Below are 21000 nucleotides of genomic sequence, written 5' to 3'. Positions count from 1 at the left end.
CCGAGGCCAAACTGAAGAGGAGGTGACCGACGTGGCGGACACCTCTCTCGTGTTCAACCTGGTCGCCCGCGACCGGGCGTCGGCGGAAGTCGGCGCGATGGCCGAGCGGTTCAACACGGCGGCGACCACGATCGGCGCGGGGTTCGCGGCCGCGCTCGGCGCCGGCGTCATGGCCAACCTGGAGATGGAGGCGGCCGGCGACAAACTCGCCGCGCAACTCGGCGTCGGCCCGGCCGAGGCCGCCGAGCTGTCCAAGGTCGCCGCCGGGGTGTACGAGAACGCGTGGGGCGACTCCATCGCCACCGTGAACGAGGCGATCCGCGGGGTCTACAAGAACATCGGCGACGTCTCCGGCGCCGAGGGCGGCCTGGAAGGCGTCACGACGAAGGCGCTCGCCCTGGCCGAGACGTTCGACCAGGACCTCAACATGGCCACCGCCGCCGTCGGTCAGCTCATGCGCACCGGCCTGGCCGACTCCGCCGACGAGGCGTTCGACATCATCACCGTCGGCCTGCAGTCCGCCGCCGACAAGAGCGGCGACTACCTGGAGACCATCAACGAATACTCCACCCAGTGGCGCCGCGTTGGCGTGGACGGCCAGACCGCCACCGGTCTGCTGTCCCAGGCGCTCAAGGCAGGTGCCCGCGACGCCGACCAGGTCGCCGACGCCATCGGCATCTTCGGGGAGACAGCGCTCAAGGGCGGCACCGCCGTTGACACGGCGTACAAGTCGATCGGGCTGAGCAGCAAGACCGTCGGCAAGCTCATGCGCGAGGGCGGCACCAGCGCGGAGAAGGCGTTCCAGATGACGATGGACGCCCTGCGCGGCACGAAGAACGAGACCGTCCGGCTCAACGCGGCGGCGGCGCTCTTCGGCGACCCGGCCAACATCATGGGCGACTCCCTGTACGCCCTCGACCCGGCGACGGCAGCCGCGTCCGCCGGCATGGACAAGGCGTCGGGGGCCGCCGACCGCATGACGGCCGCGGTCGGGGACAACCCGCAAGCCCAGCTGGAGAGCTTCAAGCGGAAGGTGATGGGGGAGCTCGGCGAGGCCGCCGGGGTGATCGTCAAGTTCGGCAGCGAGAACGCGGCCGTCATGGGCCCGCTGATGTACACCTTCGCGGGCCTGGCCGCGACCGTACTGGTCGTCAAAGCCGCCATGATCACCTACAGTGCGATCGCCACGATCGTCGCCGGGGCCAACGCCCTGATCTCCGCGTCTGCGTGGACGGTGATCGGCAACTGGATCCGCATGAACGCGGTCGGCCTGGCCGCCTACGCCCGGATCGCCGGGGCTGCCGTCCTGTCCGCCGGGACCACCGCCGGGGCGTGGCTCGGCTCCGCGCTGGTGTCGATCGGAACTTGGATCGCCGCCGTCGTCCGGGCCGCCGTCGTCTCCTCCGCCCAGTTCCTGCTGATGGCCGGCCGCGCGGTCATCTGGGCCCTGACCATGGCCGCCCAGTGGCTGATCGCCATGGGCCCCATCGGCTGGGTCATCGCGATCGTCATCGCCCTGGTCGCCCTCGTCATCGCCAACTGGGACCGCATCCTCGCCTTCACCCAGCAGATTTGGCCCATGGTGTGGGGCGCGATCAAGTGGATCGGCCAGCAGATCTGGAACTTCTTCCTGAACTGGACGATCGTCGGCCTGGTCATCAAGCACTGGGACCGGATCAAGACAGGGTCGGTCCGCAAGGCGACCGAGCTGGTCAACTGGGTCCGCGGCCTGCCGGGAATGATCGGCCGTGCGCTCGGCAGCCTCGGCAACCTCCTGTGGGGCAAAGGCCAGGAACTGATCCGCGGCCTGGTCGCGGGCGTCCGCTCGATGGGTGGATTCCTGAAGTCCAGCCTCATGAGCTTCGCGTCCTCCATGGTGCCCGGCCCGATCGCCAAGGCACTTGGGATCCGCTCGCCCTCGCGGGTCATGGCGGAAGTCGTCGGCCGCTGGATCCCCGCCGGCATCGTCGAAGGCATCCACGACGGACAGCCGCAGCTCGCCCGGACCATGGCCGAGCTGGTCCAGGCCCCGCCCAGCGCGGCCGCCCTGGCCACCGGCCACCAGCTCGCCCCCGCGGGCGCCCCCCTCCTGCGCGGCGGCGGCGCCGGCGGCATGGTCATCGTCCGCCTGGACACCACCGGCGGCGACTCCGCCACCCGCACCTTCCTGCAGAAGCTCGTGCGCGTCGAGGGACGCGGGAGCGTACAGATCGCCTTCGGGCAGAACGAGAGGTAGGCGATCGTGGCGTTCCCGCAAGACCCGTTGGAGGTCCGTACCGAGGTCCTCGTCGGGGACACGTGGGCGGACGCCACTGGCGACGTCTACACCCGGTCCCCGATCACCATCGAGCGCGGCCGCGGACCGGAGAGCACCCGCACCAGCGCGGCCAAGGCCAGCTTGGAGCTGAACAACCGCTCCGGGCAGTACTCCCCGCGCAACCCCATGAGCCCGTACTACGGGCAGATCGGCCGCAACACCCCGGTCAGGATGTCCGTCCAGGGGACCGAGTCCTACCTCGCCCTGGACGGCTCCTCCACCGGCATCGCCGCCACCCCCGACCACGCCTCCCTGGACATCACCGGGGACATCGACGTCCGCGTCGAGGCCACCGTCGACTGGTACGCCCTCCCGACGCAGGTCCTCATCGGGAAGTGGCTCACGACCGGCAACCAGCGGTCCTGGATGCTCCACATGCAGGAAGGGAACCTGACGCTGCGCTGGTCGCCGACCGGGCCCGGGAGCTTCTTCGCGGGGGCCGCGCTGCCGCCGCTCCCCCGCCGCGCGGCCGTGCGGGCCACTCTGGACGTCAACAACGGCTCCGGCGGGTGGACTGTCCGGCTCTACTGGGCGACGTCGCTGGACGGGCCGTGGACGCAGTTCGGCGGCGACCTCACCGACACCGGCACCACCTCCATCTTCGCCTCGACGGCGCCGCTCGAACTCGCGCCGACCACGGCCACGATCACCCCGCCGTGGCTGCCCGCCGCCGGCCGGATCCACCGCGCCGAGGTCCGCTCGGGCATCGGCGGATCCGTCGTCGCCGCCCCGGACTTCCGCCCCGAGGCCGAGGGCACCACGTCCTTCGCGGACAGCGCGGGCCGCACCTGGACCCTGGCGGGCACCGCGGAGGTCAGCGATCGCCGGTATCGGTTTCACGGGGAGATCTCGTCCTGGCCGAGCCGCTGGGACCTCTCCGGCCAGGACGTGTGGGTGCCGGCCGAGGCCGCGGGCATGCTCCGGCGCCTCGGACAGGGAACCAAGGCCCTGCAGTCCACCCTCCGCCGCCGGATCCCCTCCGGCAGCCCCCTGGCGTACTGGCCGATGGAGGACGGCGCCACCGCCACCCGCGCGGCCGCCACCAGCCCCACCGTGGCCGCGGCCGCCGTCACCGGCCTGGACTGGGCGTCAGACGACAGCCTCGCCGGGTCCCTGCCGCTGCCCAAGCTCCGCTCGGCCGCCACCCTGAGGGCCTCGGTGCCGCCCAGCAGCGCGGCCGGCTGGCACGTCGAGATGGTCTACAACCTGCCGACCATGCCCGCGGCCCAGACGGAGATCCTGAGGGTCGCGGTCGCCGGGTCGGCGATGCGGGCCGCCGTCGTCTACGCCAGCGCCGCCGGGATCCGCATCGAGGCCCGAGACAGCTCGGGCGCCGTTCTCGCCTTCTTCCTCTACACCGCCCCGGACGCCCTCGCGGCTTTCACGGGCGTGTGGAACCGCTTGCAGATCTTCACCTCGGACGCCGGTGGCGGGCAGACCCGGCTCAGCGCCGCGTGGCTCGACGTCGTCACCGGCGTCTGGTCCTACTCCGCCACCGTGTTCACCGGTACGCAGGGCTCGGCGACCGAGGTCGCCGGGAGCTGGGGCGCCGCGACCGAGGGCATGGCGCTCGGCCACCTCGCGGCTTTCGACGTCGCCGGGTCCGGATCCGTGCCCACCGTCGCGGTCTACGACCAGGCCGACTCCGGCTTCGCGGGCGAGCAGGCCGGCATGCGGATGCTGCGCCTGGCCGCCGAGGAGGCCAGCACCGTGTCGCTGGCCCTGGTGAAGGGAGGCCCGGGCACGCAGGCGATGGGCCCGCAGCGCTCGGCGCCGCTCCTGGACCTCATCGAGGAGGCTGGCGACGTCGACGGCGGGATCCTCACCGAGGCCCGGGAATCCACCGGCCTGATCTACCGGGACCGGCACAGCCTCTACAACCAGACCCCCGCCCTGACCCTCGACTACGAGGCCGAGGGGGAGATCGGGCCGCCGCTGGAGCCCGTCGAGGACGACCAGAAGACCCGCAATGACATCACCGTCACCCGCGAGGGCGGGGCGTCGGGACGGGCAGTCCTGGAGGAGGGGCCACTGTCCGTCCAGGCCCCGCCGAACGGGGTCGGCCTGTACGACGAGTCCGTGACGCTGAACCTCGCCGAGGACGAGCAGGCCGCCCCGATCGCCGGGTGGCGCCTGCACCTCGGCACCTGGGACGAGGCCCGCTACCCCACCGTCCGCCTCATGCTCCACGCCGCACCGCACCTGATCCCCGCGTTCCTCGACCTCAACGAGGGCGACCTGGTGCGGATCGTCAACCCGCCGTCCTGGGTCGGCCCGGGCCCGATCGACCTGATCGTGCAGGGCTGGTCCGAGACCGTCGACCTGTACACCTGGGACGCCCACCTCGCCTGCACCCCAGCCGGCCCCTGGCGGGTCGGCGTCCTCGACAACGCCGAGCGCGGAAAACTCGACACCGCCGGATGCGAGCTGGGCGCCGGCGTCACCTCCACCGCGACATCGCTGACGCTCGTCACCACCCGCGGGCCCCGCTGGGTCGACACGGCCACCCACCCCAGCCAGTTCCCGTTCGACATCCGCGTCGGGGGCGAGGTGATGACCGTGACCGCGATCAGCGGCACCACCACCACCCAGACCGCGACCGTCACCCGCTCCACCAACGGGATCGTCAAGTCCCACTCGGCAGGCGCCCCGGTCACCGTGGCCAACCCTGCCGTCATCGCCCTGTGAGGAGGCACCCGTGTACCCGTCCATCCTCGCTGGGATGACCGCTACTGCCGAGCTGCTGGAGTCGATGCTGCCGCTGGAGGCCGTCAAGGTCAGCGACGAGCCGCGCAACTCGACCACCACGATGGCCAACGACGCCGCCCTGGTCGTGCCCGTCGAGGCCAACGCCATGTACACGGTCGGCGGCTACATCATCTACAGCCAGAACCTGGCCGCGTCCGCGTCCACCGGCATCAAGCTCGGCTGGGCGGGCCCGGCCGGCGCGACGATGCAGTGGACCTCCGGCGGCACCGACAGCCCCACCAGCCTCACCGGGCAGGACGTCACCAGCCAGGCCATCACCGCCACCCGCAACCTGCCCAGCAACCTCGGCACCTACATGAGCGCGATCCCCTTCGGGACCCTCTTCACCGCCGGCGCCGCCGGCACCCTCGCCGTGCAATGGGCCCAGATCGCCTCCAACGGCACGCCGACCATCGTCCGCGCCGGATCCCGTCTCTGCCTGCGCCGCACCGCCTGACACCGTCCGTGCACCGCCCGCCCCGCGCCGACCGGCCCGGGGCTTCGTCATCTCTGGAGGCCCCATGGCCTGGTACCCCGGGGCGACCCGGATGGAGCTGCAACCCGAGTCGGACAAGCAGAACGCGATCCGGCCGACGCAACTCATCATGCACAGCATTGCGGCACCGTGGGACGAGCGCCGCATGTACGAGTACTGGCGCGACAGCACCAACCTCGAAAGCCACTTCGGTCTCGACTACGACGGCAGCATCGGCCAGTTCATCGGGACCGAGACGCGCGCCGATGCGAACTACCGGGCGAACGAGCGCCCTGACGGAACGGGCGCTGTATCGATCGAGACGGCCTCGAACCTGAAGCACACGGACGCCTGGACGCCGGAGCAGATGGAACAGCTCATCCGACTCGGCGTGTGGCTGCACCAGCGCCACGGCATCCCGCTGCGGATCTGTCGCAGTGCGACAGATCCCGGCTTCGGCTACCACCGGCTCCATTCTGCGTGGGCCGTCTCAGGCACAGATTGTCCAGGCGACGCCCGCGTGCAGCAGTTCAGAGAGGTCGTGTTTCCGGGCATCGTCGCCCGCGCGACCGGCCAGACCACCCCGCCGCCCGAGGAGGACGACGTGCCCCTGACCGACGCCGAGATGCGGAAGATCGCGCAGTACAGCCGCGACGAGATGTGGGGGGCGCAGTGGAAGTCCCCCACCGACCCGGACGGGCCGACCCGCTCCGCCGCCACATTCGCCCGCTGGGCCGACGTCCGGCACCAGCGCGAGATGGAACTCCTCACCGCCATCCGCGCGGAGGCGGGCGCCTCGCTCACCTCCGAGCAGCTGGCCACACTCGCCGACAAGGTCGCCTCGCACCCCGTCCTCGCCGAGCAGATCGCCGAGCTTGTCGCCGACAAGCTCGCCGCCCGCCTCACCGACTGACCAGGAGGTCAACCCCGTGAGAATCTTCGGACGCGAACCCGTCTACCTGTTGGCCTTCGTCGCGGTCGGCCTGAAGCTCGGCGCCGCCTACGGCCTGGACGTCAGCGACGCCCAGCAGGGCGCCATCATGGCGTTCCTCTCCCTGGTCGTCGCCGTCGTCACCGCGCTGGTCCTGAAGACCGGCGCGGCTGCGGCCGCCATCGTGAACCTCGCGCAAGGCATCTTGGCCCTCTTCCTCGCGTTCGGCCTGCACATGTCGGCCGAGGACCAGGCCCTGTGGATGCTGGCCGTTGAGACCGCAGTCGCGCTCGTGCTCCGCCGCGAGGTCACCGCCCCGGTGCCCGAGCTGCCGGTCGAGCAGCGCAGCATCATCAAGCCCGCCGCCTGATCGGAGCCACCCGGATGACCGACGATCCGACCGCCATGGAGATGGTCCGCCGCCTGGACGATCGGATCGTCGACATCCGCGACGACATCCAGCAGTTCGGCCGGCGCCTGGACGAGAAAGTCGACCAGAAGGTCTACGACCTACGCCACGAAGTGCTCGCCACCCGGGTCACAACCCTGGAGACGCTGCGGGAGAAGGACGCCGACAAGCTCGTGGCCACCAGGAGGTGGCTGATCGGCGCCGTCGTCATCCCTCTCGTCGCCGTCCTCATGCCCGTGATCATTCTGCTGGCGAAGGGGGCCGGTTCATGACCCGCGCGCAGCTACGTGCCGAGGAGAGGCGCTGGCGCCGGGGCGACGCGCTCGCCCTGGCGGCCGCCGTCATCGTCGGCCTGATCATGGCGGGGATCCTGATCAGCGTTCGGTCCCTGCAGATGGAGCTCCGCGCGGCCAACTCGGCGAGAGATCAGCTCGCCGCGCAGGTAGAACGTCTCGGCGGGGATCCGGTCGCCGGGCCGCCCGGCTCCCGGGGCGAGCCTGGCCGCAGCGTCGAAGGCCCGCCGGGCCCGGCCGGTGACACGGGCCCGCCCGGGCCGGAAGGCCCCGTCGGGCCTACCGGCCCGGTAGGCCCAATCGGGAAGACGGGGCCGTCGGGAGATCCAGGGGCAGCGGGGACAGACGGCGCCGGCGTGGTGGGCCCGCAGGGGGAAGCAGGCCCGACCGGCCCGCCCGGCCCCGCCGGGCCGCAGGGCGAGCCCGGGCCCGCCGGCCGTGACGGCACCGACGGCCGGGACGGAGCCGACGGCGCTGATGGGCAGACCTGCCCGGCCGGCTACGCCCTCCAGCCCCCGCCGGACGACCCCGACGCCCTGGTCTGCCGCCGAGCCCCTGCGCCGGACCCCGGACCGCTGAAGAGCCGCACGGAGACCGCGGCGCTCGACCCGACCCGCCGCATCTACCCGTGAGGAGGACGGCATGGCGCTAGCCACCCGAGTGGTCACCGAGATGTACACCAACCCGGCCACCGGCCGGGCGGCCACGGGCCGCATCACCGTGACCCCGATCCCGGCCGTCTGGACCGACACCGCCGAGGGCGGGATCTACCCCGGCGGCGGCGAGTTCGCCCTGAACGCCGGGGTGTTCTCTCAGGCCCTGGTGGTCACCGACGCGGCCGGGGTCGAGCCGTCTACCGGCCGCTACTGGCGATACGAGGAACGCATCGACGGCCTCGGCACCCGCGTCCGGGTGTTCGCGCTCCCCCTCGGGGACGGAACGCCCGTGCAGGTGTCGAAGATCGTCGAGGCCGATCCCGAGTCGGCCGTGTACGTGCCCGTCCCAGGGCCACAAGGTGAGCCGGGCCCCAAGGGCGATCCGGGCGAGCAGGGTGCGCAAGGCCTGCCGGGCCCGCAGCCGCCGCTCGGAGGGCAGGGCGCGGGCGCCACCACCGCGCTGCGCTCCACCGACATCCTGCTCGCCCACAAGCTCGCCGACGAGCCGGTGACGTTGTCGACCGTCCTCCAGGACGACGACCACCTGGCCATCGCCGTAGCCGCGAACGCCACCTACGCGCTCGACAGCTACCTCGACGTCGAGGCCGACCCGGCCGCAGACATCACCCTCGGCTGGTCAGCCCCCGCGGGCGCCACCCTCTCGTGGACGGACAGCGGGATCAGCGCGGGGAACACGGGCAACATCGGGTCGTTGAAGCAGGGCCGCAACGACCTGCCCGCCACGTCCGGCGTCGGGATCGTCGTCGCCGGGTCCGTCGTCCGCCCGGCCGGCGTCCTCCGCACAGCGGGGACCGCCGGGACGCTACGGCTCCGCTGGGCCCAGACCGTCTCATCCGCCACCCCGACCATCCTCAAGAACGGGTCGTGGATCCGCCTGATCCGAAGCTCATGAAGGACTGAACGACGACGCCCCCTGTCTGGCCTTCGGGCCGGGCAGGGGGCGATCCTTCGTTCACCGCGGGTTCACCGAGCGACGAACCCGGCTGATGAGGTGTTGGGCTTCCGATCCGTACACCGCGGACTTCTCCAGCGTGCGCCAGGCACGCATGTATGTCCCCACGGAGTCGTCGTCATCGAGCCACAGCTCAGCGTGCCAGTCCTCAGCAATAACGAGCCGATCATCGAGGATCCAGAATCCGTTGGCGGCCGGGATCCTGAGGGGCGCCCCGAGCGGGACGATCCCCAGGTCGACAGTGTCCATGCCGATCAGCCCGACGAGCCGGTCGAGTTGGCTGATGAGCACGGGCGGCGGGCATACCTGTGCGTGGAGCGCTGCCTCCCATACGAGCGCGTGGAGTTTCCGCCCGCCCTGGTAGAGCCACTCCTGCCGCTTCATCCTGGCCCGGACGGCCTCATCGGTGTCGGGCACGGTGCCCTGCAGTTCGGCGTACCGCAGGAAGATGTGGCGCGCATAGTCAGCTGTCTGGAGCATGCCGGGGACGACGGCTTCCTCCCAGGCGCGGATGACCATAGATCGACCGACCTCGATGTTCCAGCCGTCCTGTACCGGCCGATGCCCGGCGGCTAGCTGGCGCCGCCAGGAGCGAATGTGGGATTCGAACCCTTGTAGGCGGGCCTGAAGTTCAGTGAAGGCGTCGGGGTGCCCAGTCGCATCCGCCCAGGCGCGCAGGTCCTGGGGGGTTGCAGTCTGCCGGCCGCCCTCCAGCTTGTAGATCTTTGAGTGCGGCCAGCCCAGAAGCTGGGCGAGCTGCGTACCGGTGAGCCGACCTGCGGGCGCCAGAAGGCGGAGCTCTCTCAAGCGCGCTCCGAGGGCCTCCCGGGCCTGCTGGTAGTCCGTGCTCACCGGTGCCGCGCTATCCCTTCGCGCCGAGCTGCGCCGCGAACTGACCGTAGGGAACGGACGCATGCACCGCCGCGTCGCGGACCTGGCAGAACCGCAGCACCTCGGAGGGCTCGGTGATGATCTCGATGTCGCGGAGCGCATCGCCCTCGTCGAAGTGGAGCATAGCCACCAGTCGGCTGTCGAAGATCCAGAAATCCTCGGAGGGAAGGTGCACGCGCTCGGCGTCCTCGCGCCACAGATTCCGCACGTCCTCGCCTGTCGCCGCGTTGCACCGGGCATAGCTGAGGAGGAACCGCTGCCCATCCGAGGGCGGGCTGTCGACCACCCGGACACGGCCGACGTACTTCCCGTCGTCCGTCTGCCGTCGGATGTTCACGCACCACTCGCTGTCGAGGTCGCACGGCGCCATGCCGCTCTTGAGGAACTCCGCGTAGCCGGGGTCCTCACGGTCCGAGGCGTACCCGCCGCGAGTCTCCAGGTGCCAGGCCGAGTGCTCGAACGTCTTGAAGAGCCTGCCGAACTCTTCCGCGCCGATGATCTGGGGCACCCTGACGATCTCCTTAGGGCCATGGTTCACCAGGAGTTCCCGCGGCACGACCACCGCCACGTCGTGGGGGCCGAAGTGCTGGAGGCGGGCGAGGTCGTCCGGATCGGTCAGCGGCGCGCCCTGGACGATGATCTCGCCCGAGTCCAGGTCCTCGTGAACCGCGGGGCATCCTCCGTTCTTGCTGTCGGTGCCGTTGAACCTCAGTCGTCGCGTCACGCTGTCCCCCTCCGGGTTGGGTTGCCGACACCAGCTTTCCCAGGCCGCTGGTCCGGTTCTACAGGGTGCACCCCTCTCCGTGAGACCACAGGGGAACAATCGGCCAAAGCCCGAGAACATTCGAGAACATCGGATCGCGGTCGCGCACAGGTTGTTCCTAACGTCCGAGTCATGGCGAACCGAACCCGCAGGGGGCGGCCCTGCACTTACTGCCCTGAGCCTGATGCCGACGTGTGCGTCCGCGTCCTGGCCGACAACTCTGGGCCCGGGCAGCACATCTACGCCCACCGCGCGTGCGCGGACACCCGGGGCATCAAGCCCATGTACTCGTTCGTAGACGAGCCGACCCGGCAGGGGGCTCGGTGACGCCCCGGCTGGCCGCCCGGGTGGTGCGGGGCGAGTGCCGGCTGAACGAGCACCGCCTGTGCCGGCCGGGTGACGTCGTCACCCGCTTCGGGGACGTCGCCCTGACGATCCGCTGCGACTGCTCGTGCCACCCCGTGGGCAGGGCCGGGAAGGGGGAGCCGCGGTGAGGCGCTGCGCGTGGTGTGACGGGACGATCCTGGGCGAGGCGATGCCGATCCCCGACTACTCGGCCAGCGGCGCCAGCCCGCCGGTGTACTGGCACGCGAACCGCGCCGAGTGCGGCGCCCGCCGCCGTCCGCTCCCGGCGGCCGAGGAGGCGCCCGCGCCGCAGCGGCGCTCCTCTTGATCTCCCGCACGTCCGTGGTCACGGCGAACCACGGCCGGGCGTGGAGCGGCCCCGAGAGCGTTCATGCGTCCGCTCTCGGGGCCTTTCGTTGCCCACCTTCGATTCCAAGGCGGCCTTGAAAATGCTTCCCGGACCCGCAAGACATGCAGGTCAGAGGACTGTCTGATCACTTTCGCGGCACCGCGAAAGTGATCAACAACTAGAGTTGTCCTGACGCCTTCTTGGGGTTCCCCGATCCCGTGCCGCCACTGATCAGATACGAGACCCTGGCCTCGATCAGTGCCCGCAGGACGCGCTCCCCGCCGGGCGGGACGGTGCCCGCCGTCGTCAGCTCGGCCACGGAGAAGGCGCGTGGCCGAACGACCCGGAGCGACAGGCACGTCGAGCCGACCGCGACCGGGGGCAGTACGGCGTGCATGCGGGTGCCGTCCGGCAGCCGGGCGTCCACCCAGGGCCGGGCGTCGTCCAGGCGTCGGCCGGCCACCGCCGCGAGGCGTTGTGCCAAGCGGCGTACCGCCGCAGGGTCGGCGAAGGAGACGCCCGTGAGTTCGAGCCCGGCCCCCCGGTCGACCCAGACCCGGTCCGGTGCCGACACCAGGACGTCGGTCACCTCCGGATCGGCGAGGAGCGGCTCCAGCGGTCCCGTACCGACCAGCTCGCACCGCAGCGCCTCGGCCGCTCCCAGGACTTCGGTGTCGCCGAGGAGCCGCCCCTGGGCCCGCAGCGCGGCCGCGACCCGCGCCGGGGTCGGCTCGGCTCCGCTCTCGGCGAGCCGCTGCCGGACGGCGTCCAGCAGACCGGCGCCGCTCGTGGACGTGCCCCGGCCGCTCACGACACGCCCTCCGCCGTCAGGACCCGCTCCCAGAAGTCGGTGCAGAAGCGGCCCAGTGGTCCGCGGGCCTCGCCGCCCGGCGGGGAGCCGGTGTCGAGGGCGGCCGCGAGGTCCGGGTCGTGCGGGAGCTCCCCGGCGAGCGGCAGTCGTAGGGCGTCCGCGATCCAGGCGGCGTCGAGTCCGGCCGCGTACGGCCCGCGGGTGACCACGCGCAGGTCCCGCAGCACCATGCCGGTCAGGGCGGCGACCCGGTGGGCCGCGGCGACCGCCCTCAGCTCCCCGGGCACGACCAGCAGACCGAGGTCGACCTGGGCCAGCGCCTCGGTCACCGCCTCGTCGAGCCTGCGGGGCAGGTCGACGACGACCACCCCGCCGCGTCGGCGGGCAGCGGCCAGGACGGAGCGCATCGCCTCGGGCGGCACGAGGACGGAATCGCCGCGATCCCAGCTCAGTACCCTCAGCCCGCGCACCGACGGCAGCGACTCCTCCAGGGCGCCGCCGGCCACCCGTCCCTTCGAGGCGGCAAAGTCGGGCCAGCGCCGGCCCTCCGTCCGCTCGCCGCCGAGCAGGACGTCGAGGCCGCCGCCGAGCGGGTCGCCGTCGACGAGCAGCGCGCGCCGCCCCGTCCTCGCGGCCGCCAGGGCGAGGGCGCAGGCGAGTGTCGACGCACCGGCGCCGCCACGCCCGCCGATGACGCCGATGGTCAGCGCCTGCCTGCCGGCCCCTTCGACTCCGTCGGCGATCCGGTCGACCAGCCAGCTCTCCCCGTCGGGCAGCCGCAGGACGCACTCGGCGCCCAGCTCGACGGCCCGCCGCCAGACACGGGGGTCGTCCTGGTCCCTGCCGACCAGGATCACGCCCGGGCGGCGCGCAGCGGTGCGGCAGCGGTCCGCCGCGTCGTCGCCGACGAGGACGAGCGGGGCGTCGGACCAGCCCGCGCGCCGCTCCGGCACCGTGTGGTGCACCTCGGGGTCGGCTCCCGCCGCGGCGCACAGCCGCAGCAGGTCGTCGAGCAGCGCGAGGTCCTCGGTCACGATCAGCGGCCCGGCCCGCCGGCCCTCGCCGGAGGTCCCGCCACCGTCGTCCGGAGTCCGCGACGCCCTTATGGCCCGTGAAGTCCTCGATGTCCGGTACGCGATGGATCCCGTCACGGCCCACTCCCCCTGTCGGTGTGATCCCGTCCGCGTCGGTGGCGCGAACGGGATCGATCAGTGATTCCGGGTGTCCGTGGACTTCCCGGCAGGAATCACCGTGGGGCAGTTCCGGAAATCATGGGGATCTCGCTCAAAAACTGTGGATAACTCCGCCCCTGTGAATAACTCCGTCACCCTCCTCGGGGCTTCCCGGAGAGCAGCGCCTCGATTACATTGAGTGACGGAGCCAGGGCATGGCTGCTGCACGGCCGAGGGCCGACGCGAGGAGGAAAGAATGATCACCCGAGGGACGAAAACGCGTCCGGACATGCGACGACCCCCGCCGGGGGGGAGAGCGGGGGTCGTCTCTCCGGACCGACTCGGGGGGGGGAGGAGCCGGACCGGGTTAGCACGGTCGCGAACGATCCGTGACTTCCATGGTGTACCCGAGAGCCTTCTCAGGCAAACCCACACGCCGGAGCGTACGCCGAATGGCGGGCACCTATGCTCGGGCTCGTGGAAAACCACTCGTTGCCGCGCACAGCCGCCTTCTTTGACCTGGACAAGACGGTCATTGCGAAGTCGTCGACGCTGACCTTCAGCAAGTCCTTCTACCAAGGCGGACTGATCAACCGCCGCGCCGTCCTGCGGACGGCCTACATCCAGTTCGTCTACCTCGTGGGCGGCGCCGACCACGACCAGATGGAGCGGATGCGCGAATATCTTTCGGCGCTCTGCAAAGGCTGGAACGTCTCGCAGGTCAAGGAACTTGTCGCCGAGACCCTGCACGACCTGATCGACCCGCTGATCTACGACGAGGCGGCCTCCCTCATCGAGGAGCATCACGCGGCGGGGCGGGACGTCGTGATCGTCTCGACCTCCGGTGCCGAGGTCGTGGAGCCGATCGGCGAGCTGCTCGGCGCCGACCGGGTGGTGGCCACCCGGATGGTCGTCGGTGACGACGGCTGCTTCACCGGCGAGGTGGAGTACTACGCCTACGGACCCACCAAGGCGGAGGCGATCCGTGAACTCGCGGAGTCGGAGGGGTACGACCTCTCGCGTTGTTTCGCCTACAGCGATTCGGCGACCGACGTTCCCATGCTCGAGGCCGTCGGCCACCCGTACGCGGTCAATCCGGACCGGACGCTGCGCCGGGAGTGCACCGCCCGGGACTGGCCGGTGCTGGCCTTCGAGAAGCCCGTGCGGCTCAAGCAGCGGCTGCCCGGGTTCCGCATGCCGCCCCGTCCGGCGCTCGTCGCCGCCGCGGCGGTGGGCGCGGCGGCGGCGACCGCCGGACTCGTCTGGTACGCCAGCCGGCGGCGGCAGGCCGCTCTTGCCGATCGCTTTGCCCGAATTTGAGCCGATAGTAAAGAAGTGCGGGCCAGCACTTTCCCTTCCACCCCGACAGGAGTAGAAAGGAATCAGGCCCGCGAGACCTAGGACATCCGAGAGGATCACCTGTTGAGCAAGAAGGCCCCACGGACCCAGCACTGAAGTCGAGCACCCACGCGACGTCGACCCGTCGATTACGGGCCAGCCGCACCAGGCGCAGGGCAAAGCACCCCGCCTGATGGGCACATATCGAGGACGCTTGGTAACCCGGCCGACGTGCCAGCGGCGGTACCCGACGGGTACCGCCGCAACCCTTTCCAGGGGAGCCCACCTCAGCGCCGACCCGGAGCGCGCAAGCCCCGGCCGGTCAGGCGGCGCCGCGCTGGAGCGCCTCGCAGACCGCCGTGGATTCCCGGACCCCCAGCTCGACCGCGCGCCCGCAGTGGGCGATCCACGCGGCCATGCCCTCCGGGGTGCCGGAGAGATACCCCTCGAAGGCCGCGACATAGGCCGCGCGCCCCTGCTCCGCGTGCCCCACCTCGGCCGGGCAGATCGACTTCGGATCCAGGCCGCTGCCGATCAGCACGATCCGCTCGGCCGCGCGCGCGATCAGCCCGTTGTACGTGGTGAAGGGGCGCAGCGCGAGGAGTTCGCCGTGCACCACGGCCGCCGTCACCAGGGCCGGAGCCGTACCGCCCGCGATGATCAGCTCCGAGAGTCCGTCGAGCCGCCCCGCGACCTCCGCGGGATCCGGCAGTGGCGCCTCGATCAGCGGTTCGTCGACGGTCTCACCGGCCTGTCGCGGCCTGCCGACGGAGTCGGCCACCCCACCCGGGCCGCCGCCACCCGGGCCACCCCCGTCCGCATCGAGACCGTCCGCACCAGACCCGCCCGCGTCGCCCGCGGCGACCAGGTGGAGCCGGGCCAGCACCCGCAGCGGGGACTGGCGCCAGATGGAGAGCAGCTGACCGGCCTCGGAGCCCAGGCGCAGGGCTGCGCCCACCGTGCGCGCCTCGGCGTCGCCGCTGAAGTCGGTGCGTCGCCGGACCTCTTCGAGGGCCCAGTCGGCACCCGACAGCGCCGCCGAGCCGCGCGCCCCGCGCAGCGCCGCTTCAGAGGTGATCTCGTGGCTGCGGCGCCGCATCACGCGGTGGCCGTAGACGCGGTCCACGGCCTTGCGTACGGAGTCCACCGAGTCGGTGACGCCCGGCAGGGAACCGAGGGCGGCCAGGGGGTCAGAGGCGTGCGTACTCATAGGTAGCGAGGCTACGCGCCCGGGGCGCCCACCCCACGTTCGAGTGGTCTTCTTCACGCCTCTTGACCACGTGCCGCGATCATGCCACTACGCTAGGTGAACATGAAGATCGCTTTCGTAGGGAAGGGCGGCAGCGGCAAGACGACGCTGTCCTCGCTCTTCATCCGCCATCTCGCCGCCAATGAAGCCCATGTCGTCGCGGTGGACGCCGACATCAACCAACATCTCGGGGCCGCGCTCGGGCTCGACGAGGCCGAGGCCGAGGCGCTGCCCGCCATGGGCGCGCACCTCCCCTTGATCAAGGAGTACCTGCGCGGCTCCAACCCGCGGATCGCCTCCGCCGACACGATGATCAAGACCACTCCGCCCGGCGAGGGCTCGCGGCTGCTGCGGGTCCACGAGGACAACCCCGTCTACGACGCCTGCGCCCGGACCGTCCGTCTCGACGACGGCGACATCCGGCTGATGGCGACCGGCCCGTTCACCGAGTCGGACCTCGGGGTGGCCTGCTACCACTCCAAGGTCGGGGCGGTGGAGCTGTGCCTGAACCATCTGGTCGACGGGCAGGACGAGTACGTCGTCGTCGACATGACGGCGGGCTCCGACTCGTTCGCCTCGGGGATGTTCACCCGCTTCGACATGACCTTCCTGGTGGCCGAGCCGACCCGCAAGGGCGTCTCGGTCTACCGCCAGTACAAGGAGTACGCGCGGGACTTCGGGGTCGCGCTCAAGGTCGTCGGCAACAAGGTGCAGGGCATGGACGACGTCGACTTCCTGCGCTCCGAGGTGGGCGACGACCTGCTGGTGACGGTCGGGCACTCTGACTGGGTCCGTGCGATGGAGAAGGGCCGCCCGGCCCGCTTCGAGCTGTTGGAGGCGGACAACCGGATGGCGCTCCAGGCCCTCCAGGATGCGGCGGACGACTCGTACGGCCACCGCGACTGGGAGCGCTACACCCGCCAGATGGTCCACTTCCACCTGAAGAACGCGGAGAGCTGGGGCAACGAGAAGACCGGGGCCGACCTGGCGGCGCAGGTCGACCCCGGTTTCGTGCTGAGCGAGGCCCTCCGCGCCGCTCAGCCCGTCTGATACCCCGCCGGGCGCCCGCGGAGTTCCGCCGGCCGCCCCGCGGTGCGTTCCGTCAACTGTCGCGCTTGGCGTCCGCCAGCCGGCGTCCCGTCAGCTGTCGTGCTTGGCGTTCTGCTTGACGTCCTGCTGTGCGTTCTGCTTCGCCGGGGGAACCGGCTGGGGGGCCAGGAAGGTCGCCCAGCCGCCCGGCGGGGCCTCGCCGACCTTCAGGGTCCGCATCTTCGCGAGCACCGCCGGGTCCTGGGCGTCGAGCCAGTCCGCCAGCTGACGGAAGGACACGCACTTCACGTCCTTCTTGACGCAGACGGTGGAGATCGTCTCCTCGATGGCACGCATGTACGTGCCGCCGTTCCACGACTCGAAGTGGTTGCCGATGATCAGCGGCGCCCGGTTGCCCTGGTACGAGCGGTCGAACGCCTGCACCAGGCCGTCCCGCATCTGGTTGCCCCAGAACTGGTGCTTGGCCGGGTCGCCCTGGGTCGTACCCGACTGGTTGACCAGGAAGTTGTAGTCCATGGCCAGGGTCTGGAAGGCGCGTCCCGGGACCGGGACCAGCTGCATCGACAGGTCCCACAGGCCGTTGTCCTTCTCCGGCCAGATCTGGTCGTTCACGCCGCTGGTGTCGTAGCGGAAGCCCAGCTGGCTCGCCGCCTGGACGAAATTCTTCCGGCCCTCCAGGCACGGCGTACGGGCGCCGACCAGCTCCTTGTCGTAGTCGAAGGGAAGCGGCTGCTCGGCCTTCAGGCCGGAGTTGGTCTTCCAGTTCTTCACGAACGACTTGGCCTGGCTGATCTCGCTCTTCCAGTCGTCCACGGACCAGTTGCCGACACCGCTCTCCGGGCCGCAGAAGTGGCCGTTGAAGTGCGTGCCGATCTCGTTGCCCTCCTGCCAGGCGCCCCGCAGCTCGCGGACGGTGGCACGGATGCCCTCGGTGTCGTTGAAGCCGATGTCCGAGCGCCCGGCGGAGTGCTGCGGCGGGTCGTAGAGCTTGCTCTTCTCCTCCGGCAGCAGGTACACGCCGCTCAGGAAGTACGTCATGGTCGCGTTGTACTTCTTACCGACCTTGCGGAAGTGCGAGAAGAGCTTCTGGCTGTCCTCACCGGCGCCGTCCCACGAGAACACCACGAACTGCGGGGGCTTCTGACCGGGCTTCATCCGCTGCCAGGTGGGCTGGTGGGGCTGGGCGCCGGTGAAGGCGGTGGAGCCGTCGCCGATCAGGCGCACCGCGCTCTCGGGAGCCGCGGCCTGACCCTTCCGTGCGCCCGGGGCGCCGCTCGGGCCGGTCTCGCCCGAACCCGAACATCCGGCGAGGCCGGTGATCAGGGCGGTGGCGAGGGCGCCGACGGCGAGCGTCCTCCTGTGGACAGTGGTCCTTCTCCCGGCGGTCCTGCTCCCGGCGGCGTTCATCCGCCCCACCTCTCCTCGGTTCCGTGCGAGCGTCGTCTGCGAGCGACGTCAACGTCGCACCACCCCCGCCGGAGAGATGAAACGACAAGCGGAGCAATGTCGGCTCACCACTCGAACCGGTGAAACATTGCCCTGTTTGCCCCGAAAATCATGCCGCACTCTTTACTCTCCATTACGATCCATTTACCGAGCGTTGGCACTCACTTCGAGCGCCGACGAACGACATCCCGCCACTGCACGCCGTGACCCACGGCCGCGACCCACACGTTCGTCCCGCACGAGCCGCGACCGCGCCGCCCCGGAGGAGACGGGAAGATGACCCTCCGCACACCCGACCGCACCACTGACCGCACCCCCGACCGCGCCTCCGAGCACGGTCCCGACCACCGCGACGCCGGCCGCGACACCGGCGGCACCGCGCCCCGGACCCGCTTCCGGCGACCGCACAGCCCGCCGGGCGGCGGCCGCCGCTTCCGCGTCGCGGGCGCTGACGTCTCCGCCTCGATCGCCGTGTTCCTGATCGCGCTGCCCCTCTCCCTGGGCATCGCGCTCGCCACCGGAGCACCCCTCCAGGCCGGGCTCGTCGCCGCAGCCGTCGGCGGCCTGATCGCCGGCTGGATCGGCGGCGCGCCGCTCCAGGTCAGCGGACCCGCCGCAGGCCTCACCGTCGTCACCGCCGAACTCATCCAGATCTACGGCTGGCGCACCACCTGCGCCATCACCGTCCTCGCCGGCCTCGCCCAACTCGGGCTGGCCGCCCTGCGCGTGGCACGCTCCGCGCTCGCCGTCTCACCCGCGATCGTGCACGGCATGCTCGCCGGCATCGGCGTCACCATCGCCGTCGCCCAACTCCACATCGTGCTCGGCGGCAGCCCCCAGAGCTCCGTCCTGGACAACGTCATCGGCCTGCCCGACCAGTTCGCCGACGTCCACCCGGCGGCGCTCACCATCAGCGCGCTCACCATCGCCGTCCTGCTGATCTGGCCACGGCTGCCCGGCAACGCCGGACGCGTGCTGCGGAAGATCCCCGCCGCGCTCGCCGCGGTCGCCGCCGCCACGGCCACCGCCGCGCTCGCCGGGCTCGCCGTCCCCCGCGTCGACCTGCCCTCCTGGCGCACCCACGCCCTCCCCGAACTGCCCGTGGGCCCCGTCCTGGGCATCGCCGCGGGCGTGCTCACCATCACGCTGGTCACCAGCGTGCAGTCACTGCTCTCGGCCGTCGCCGTCGACAAGCTCGTCGCCGCCCGCGCCGACCACGGCCACGGCGTGCCGCGCTCCCGCCTCGACCGCGAACTCGCCGGCCAGGGAGCGGCGAACATGGTCTCCGGGGCGCTCGGCGGACTGCCGGTCGCCGGCGTCGCCGTCCGCAGCGCCGCCAACGTCTCGGCCGGTGCCGTCAGCCGCGACTCCACGATGCTGCACGGCCTGTGGATCGTGCTCGCCTCGCTCCTCCTCGTCCCCGTCCTCGACCTGATCCCGCTGCCCGCGCTCGCCGCGCTCGTCATGGTCGTCGGCATCCAGATGGTCAACATCACCCACATCCGCAGCGTCACCCGGCACCGCGAAGTCCTGGTCTACGCCGTGACCGTGAGCGGCGTGGGACTCATCGGCATCCTCGAAGGGGTCGCCCTCGGCATCGCCGTGGCCATCGCCGTCGCCATGGGCCGCCTCGCCAAGACCCGCGTCACCGGCGAGGAGAAGGACAGCGGCCACTTCGTACGCGTACGAGGACAGTTGACCTTCCTCGCCGTCCCCCGGCTCAGCCGGGTGCTGCACCAGATGCCCCGGGGCAGCCACGTCGTCGTCGAGCTGGACGGATCGTTCATGGACCACGCCGCCTACGAGACGCTGCACGACTGGCAGGCCGGCCACGTCCGCGGCGGCGGCACGGTGGAGATCACCGGCCCCCGCGGGGTCAAGATCACCGAACCCACCTCCGAGGCCCACGCCTGCTGCCGCCCCTGGACGCCCTGGCGCAACCACCACTGCGGCGAACACCCGGCGGACACGGACGCGACCCCCCGCGCGCGGGGACACCACCTGGCGAGCGGCATCGGCAAGTTCCAGCGCAACACCGCACCCCTCGTACGCGACGAGCTGGCCCGCCTCGCCCGGGAGGGGCAGCAACCGTCCCAGCTCTTCCTCACCTGCGCCGACTCCCGCCTCGTCACCAGCATGATCACCTCCAGCGGGCCGGGCGACCTCTTCACCGTGCGGAACGTCGGCAACCTCGTCCCGCTGCCCGGCGAGGAGAGCGGGGACGACTCGGTGGCGGCCGCGATCGAGTACGCGGTGGAGGTCCTGCGCGTCGGATCGATCACCGTGTGCGGGCACTCCGGCTGCGGGGCGATGCAGGCCCTCCTCACCAGCCGGCCGGACGGCCCGTCGACCCCCCTGCGGCGCTGGCTGCGCCACGGCCTGCCCAGCCTGGAGCGGATGAGGAACCGCGGCCGGGCCTGGGCCAGGATCTCCGGACGGCTGCCCGCCGACGCCGTCGAACAGCTCTGCCTGACCAACGTGGTCCAGCAGCTTGAGCACCTGCGGGCGTACGAACCGGTGGCGCGGCGCCTGGCCGACGGGACCCTCACCCTGCACGGGATGTACTTCCACGTCGGCGAGGCCCAGGCCTATCTGCTGGCCGACTCGGACGAACCCCACGGCTACGACCCCGTCTTCGACCGGGTCCTCCCCACCGCCGCCCTGGAGGCGCGCGCGTCCTGAGCCAGGGTCTCCCGTCCCGGCGCACGCGTGTCCTGAACCATCCCCCGCTCCCGTCCGTGAGAGTGGGTGGCCCCTTCTTCCCGCCGCCCGGGGAGGAGGGGC

General features: G+C 71.4%; 18 protein-coding genes and 1 pseudogene. 13 read left to right on the top strand and 6 right to left on the bottom strand.

Features of this window, described 5'->3' with window-relative positions:
* The first annotated feature begins 31 nt into the window (after nt 1-31).
* The 8 genes from ACFZBD_RS16725 to ACFZBD_RS16690 all read left to right on the top strand — a co-directional run bounded on the left by ACFZBD_RS16725 (nt 32) and on the right by ACFZBD_RS16690 (nt 8742).
* The gene (locus ACFZBD_RS16725) at nt 32-2236 is read left to right on the top strand and encodes a phage tail tape measure protein (RefSeq protein ID WP_391140255.1); all 2205 of its coding nucleotides are present in this window, start codon (nt 32-34) and stop codon (nt 2234-2236) included.
* A gap of 6 nt (nt 2237-2242) precedes the next feature.
* Nucleotides 2243-5005 (top strand): hypothetical protein, encoded by a 2763-nt coding sequence (locus ACFZBD_RS16720; protein ID WP_391140254.1) that lies wholly within the window; start codon nt 2243-2245, stop codon nt 5003-5005.
* A 34-nt stretch (nt 5006-5039) separates the two neighbouring features.
* Complete coding sequence (locus tag ACFZBD_RS16715; RefSeq protein WP_391140252.1) at nt 5040-5522, top strand: hypothetical protein; 483 nt, start codon at nt 5040-5042, stop codon at nt 5520-5522.
* Between the two features lie 64 nt (nt 5523-5586).
* Nucleotides 5587-6453 carry an N-acetylmuramoyl-L-alanine amidase gene (locus ACFZBD_RS16710; protein WP_391140251.1) on the top strand — a complete coding sequence of 289 codons (867 nt, stop codon included), beginning with the start codon at nt 5587-5589 and terminating at the stop codon, nt 6451-6453.
* A 16-nt stretch (nt 6454-6469) separates the two neighbouring features.
* Nucleotides 6470-6841, top strand: a complete 372-nt coding sequence (locus ACFZBD_RS16705) for a hypothetical protein (RefSeq protein ID WP_391140249.1) — start codon at nt 6470-6472, stop codon at nt 6839-6841.
* 14 nt (nt 6842-6855) lie between these two features.
* A complete protein-coding gene (locus ACFZBD_RS16700; protein ID WP_391140247.1) occupies nt 6856-7152 on the top strand; it encodes a hypothetical protein in 297 nt (98 codons plus the stop codon).
* Nucleotides 7153-7529: 377 nt separating this feature from the next.
* Nucleotides 7530-7805 (top strand): hypothetical protein, encoded by a 276-nt coding sequence (locus ACFZBD_RS16695; RefSeq protein WP_391140246.1) that lies wholly within the window; start codon nt 7530-7532, stop codon nt 7803-7805.
* 10 nt (nt 7806-7815) lie between these two features.
* A complete protein-coding gene (locus tag ACFZBD_RS16690) occupies nt 7816-8742 on the top strand; it encodes a collagen-like protein (protein ID WP_391140245.1) in 927 nt (308 codons plus the stop codon).
* Between the two features lie 60 nt (nt 8743-8802).
* Here the strand turns inward: ACFZBD_RS16690 and ACFZBD_RS16685 are convergent, their stop codons facing one another.
* Together ACFZBD_RS16685 and ACFZBD_RS16680 are read right to left on the bottom strand one after the other, a co-directional pair.
* Nucleotides 8803-9654, bottom strand: a complete 852-nt coding sequence (locus ACFZBD_RS16685; protein WP_391140243.1) for a Scr1 family TA system antitoxin-like transcriptional regulator — start codon at nt 9652-9654, stop codon at nt 8803-8805.
* 10 nt (nt 9655-9664) lie between these two features.
* Entirely contained in the window at nt 9665-10417 is a 753-nt protein-coding gene (locus tag ACFZBD_RS16680) for a DUF6879 family protein (protein WP_391140242.1), read from the bottom strand.
* Nucleotides 10418-10779: 362 nt separating this feature from the next.
* Between ACFZBD_RS16680 and ACFZBD_RS16675 the strand changes: the two genes are divergently transcribed.
* Nucleotides 10780-10950 carry a hypothetical protein gene (locus ACFZBD_RS16675; protein WP_391140240.1) on the top strand — a complete coding sequence of 57 codons (171 nt, stop codon included), beginning with the start codon at nt 10780-10782 and terminating at the stop codon, nt 10948-10950.
* A complete protein-coding gene (locus ACFZBD_RS16670; protein WP_391140239.1) occupies nt 10947-11129 on the top strand; it encodes a hypothetical protein in 183 nt (60 codons plus the stop codon). Before ACFZBD_RS16675 ends, ACFZBD_RS16670 begins: the two co-directional genes overlap by 4 nt.
* 229 nt (nt 11130-11358) lie before the next feature.
* On the opposite strand, the pseudogene ACFZBD_RS16665 reads toward ACFZBD_RS16670, so the two are convergent.
* A pseudogene (locus tag ACFZBD_RS16665) lies at nt 11359-11994 on the bottom strand (ATPase, T2SS/T4P/T4SS family); the annotation flags it as partial.
* A complete protein-coding gene (gene ssd, locus ACFZBD_RS16660) occupies nt 11958-13067 on the bottom strand; it encodes a septum site-determining protein Ssd (protein ID WP_391140464.1) in 1110 nt (369 codons plus the stop codon). The gene ssd and the pseudogene ACFZBD_RS16665, both read right to left, overlap by 37 nt.
* A gap of 531 nt (nt 13068-13598) precedes the next feature.
* Here ssd and ACFZBD_RS16655 point away from each other — a divergent pair.
* Nucleotides 13599-14453: an HAD-IB family hydrolase gene (locus ACFZBD_RS16655; RefSeq protein ID WP_391140238.1), complete on the top strand. Its 855-nt coding sequence runs from the start codon at nt 13599-13601 to the stop codon at nt 14451-14453.
* Between the two features lie 340 nt (nt 14454-14793).
* Here the strand turns inward: ACFZBD_RS16655 and ACFZBD_RS16650 are convergent, their stop codons facing one another.
* Nucleotides 14794-15681, bottom strand: a complete 888-nt coding sequence (locus ACFZBD_RS16650) for an oxidoreductase (RefSeq protein ID WP_391140237.1) — start codon at nt 15679-15681, stop codon at nt 14794-14796.
* A 102-nt stretch (nt 15682-15783) separates the two neighbouring features.
* On the opposite strand from ACFZBD_RS16650, the gene ACFZBD_RS16645 reads away from it, so the two are divergent.
* Nucleotides 15784-16770, top strand: coding sequence for an ATP-binding protein (locus ACFZBD_RS16645; RefSeq protein ID WP_391140235.1), 987 nt, complete (start codon nt 15784-15786; stop codon nt 16768-16770).
* A gap of 90 nt (nt 16771-16860) precedes the next feature.
* Here the strand turns inward: ACFZBD_RS16645 and ACFZBD_RS16640 are convergent, their stop codons facing one another.
* A complete protein-coding gene (locus tag ACFZBD_RS16640; protein ID WP_391140234.1) occupies nt 16861-18177 on the bottom strand; it encodes a hypothetical protein in 1317 nt (438 codons plus the stop codon).
* A 315-nt stretch (nt 18178-18492) separates the two neighbouring features.
* Here ACFZBD_RS16640 and ACFZBD_RS16635 point away from each other — a divergent pair, with 315 nt between their 5' ends.
* Entirely contained in the window at nt 18493-20898 is a 2406-nt protein-coding gene (locus ACFZBD_RS16635; protein ID WP_391140233.1) for a SulP family inorganic anion transporter, read from the top strand.
* The last annotated feature ends 102 nt before the right edge of the window (nt 20899-21000 follow it).

The sequence above is a fragment of the Streptomyces sp. NPDC008121 genome, assembly GCF_042957155.1.
Taxonomy (GTDB): domain Bacteria; phylum Actinomycetota; class Actinomycetes; order Streptomycetales; family Streptomycetaceae; genus Streptomyces.
The sequence above is the reverse complement of the archived record's forward strand: the minus strand, read 5'-3'. Positions and strand labels throughout refer to the sequence as shown.

Coding starts and splice junctions, on each gene's coding strand:
- ACFZBD_RS16655 (WP_391140238.1), top strand. CDS start 13,599: ATGCTCGGGCTCGTGGAAAACCACTCGTTGCCGCGCACAGCCGCCTTC.
- ACFZBD_RS16710 (WP_391140251.1), top strand. CDS start 5,587: ATGGCCTGGTACCCCGGGGCGACCCGGATGGAGCTGCAACCCGAGTCG.
- ACFZBD_RS16700 (WP_391140247.1), top strand. CDS start 6,856: ATGACCGACGATCCGACCGCCATGGAGATGGTCCGCCGCCTGGACGAT.
- ACFZBD_RS16690 (WP_391140245.1), top strand. CDS start 7,816: ATGGCGCTAGCCACCCGAGTGGTCACCGAGATGTACACCAACCCGGCC.
- ACFZBD_RS16645 (WP_391140235.1), top strand. CDS start 15,784: ATGAAGATCGCTTTCGTAGGGAAGGGCGGCAGCGGCAAGACGACGCTG.
- ACFZBD_RS16650 (WP_391140237.1), bottom strand. CDS start 15,681: ATGAGTACGCACGCCTCTGACCCCCTGGCCGCCCTCGGTTCCCTGCCG.
- ACFZBD_RS16640 (WP_391140234.1), bottom strand. CDS start 18,177: ATGAACGCCGCCGGGAGCAGGACCGCCGGGAGAAGGACCACTGTCCAC.
- ACFZBD_RS16715 (WP_391140252.1), top strand. CDS start 5,040: ATGACCGCTACTGCCGAGCTGCTGGAGTCGATGCTGCCGCTGGAGGCC.
- ACFZBD_RS16635 (WP_391140233.1), top strand. CDS start 18,493: ATGACCCTCCGCACACCCGACCGCACCACTGACCGCACCCCCGACCGC.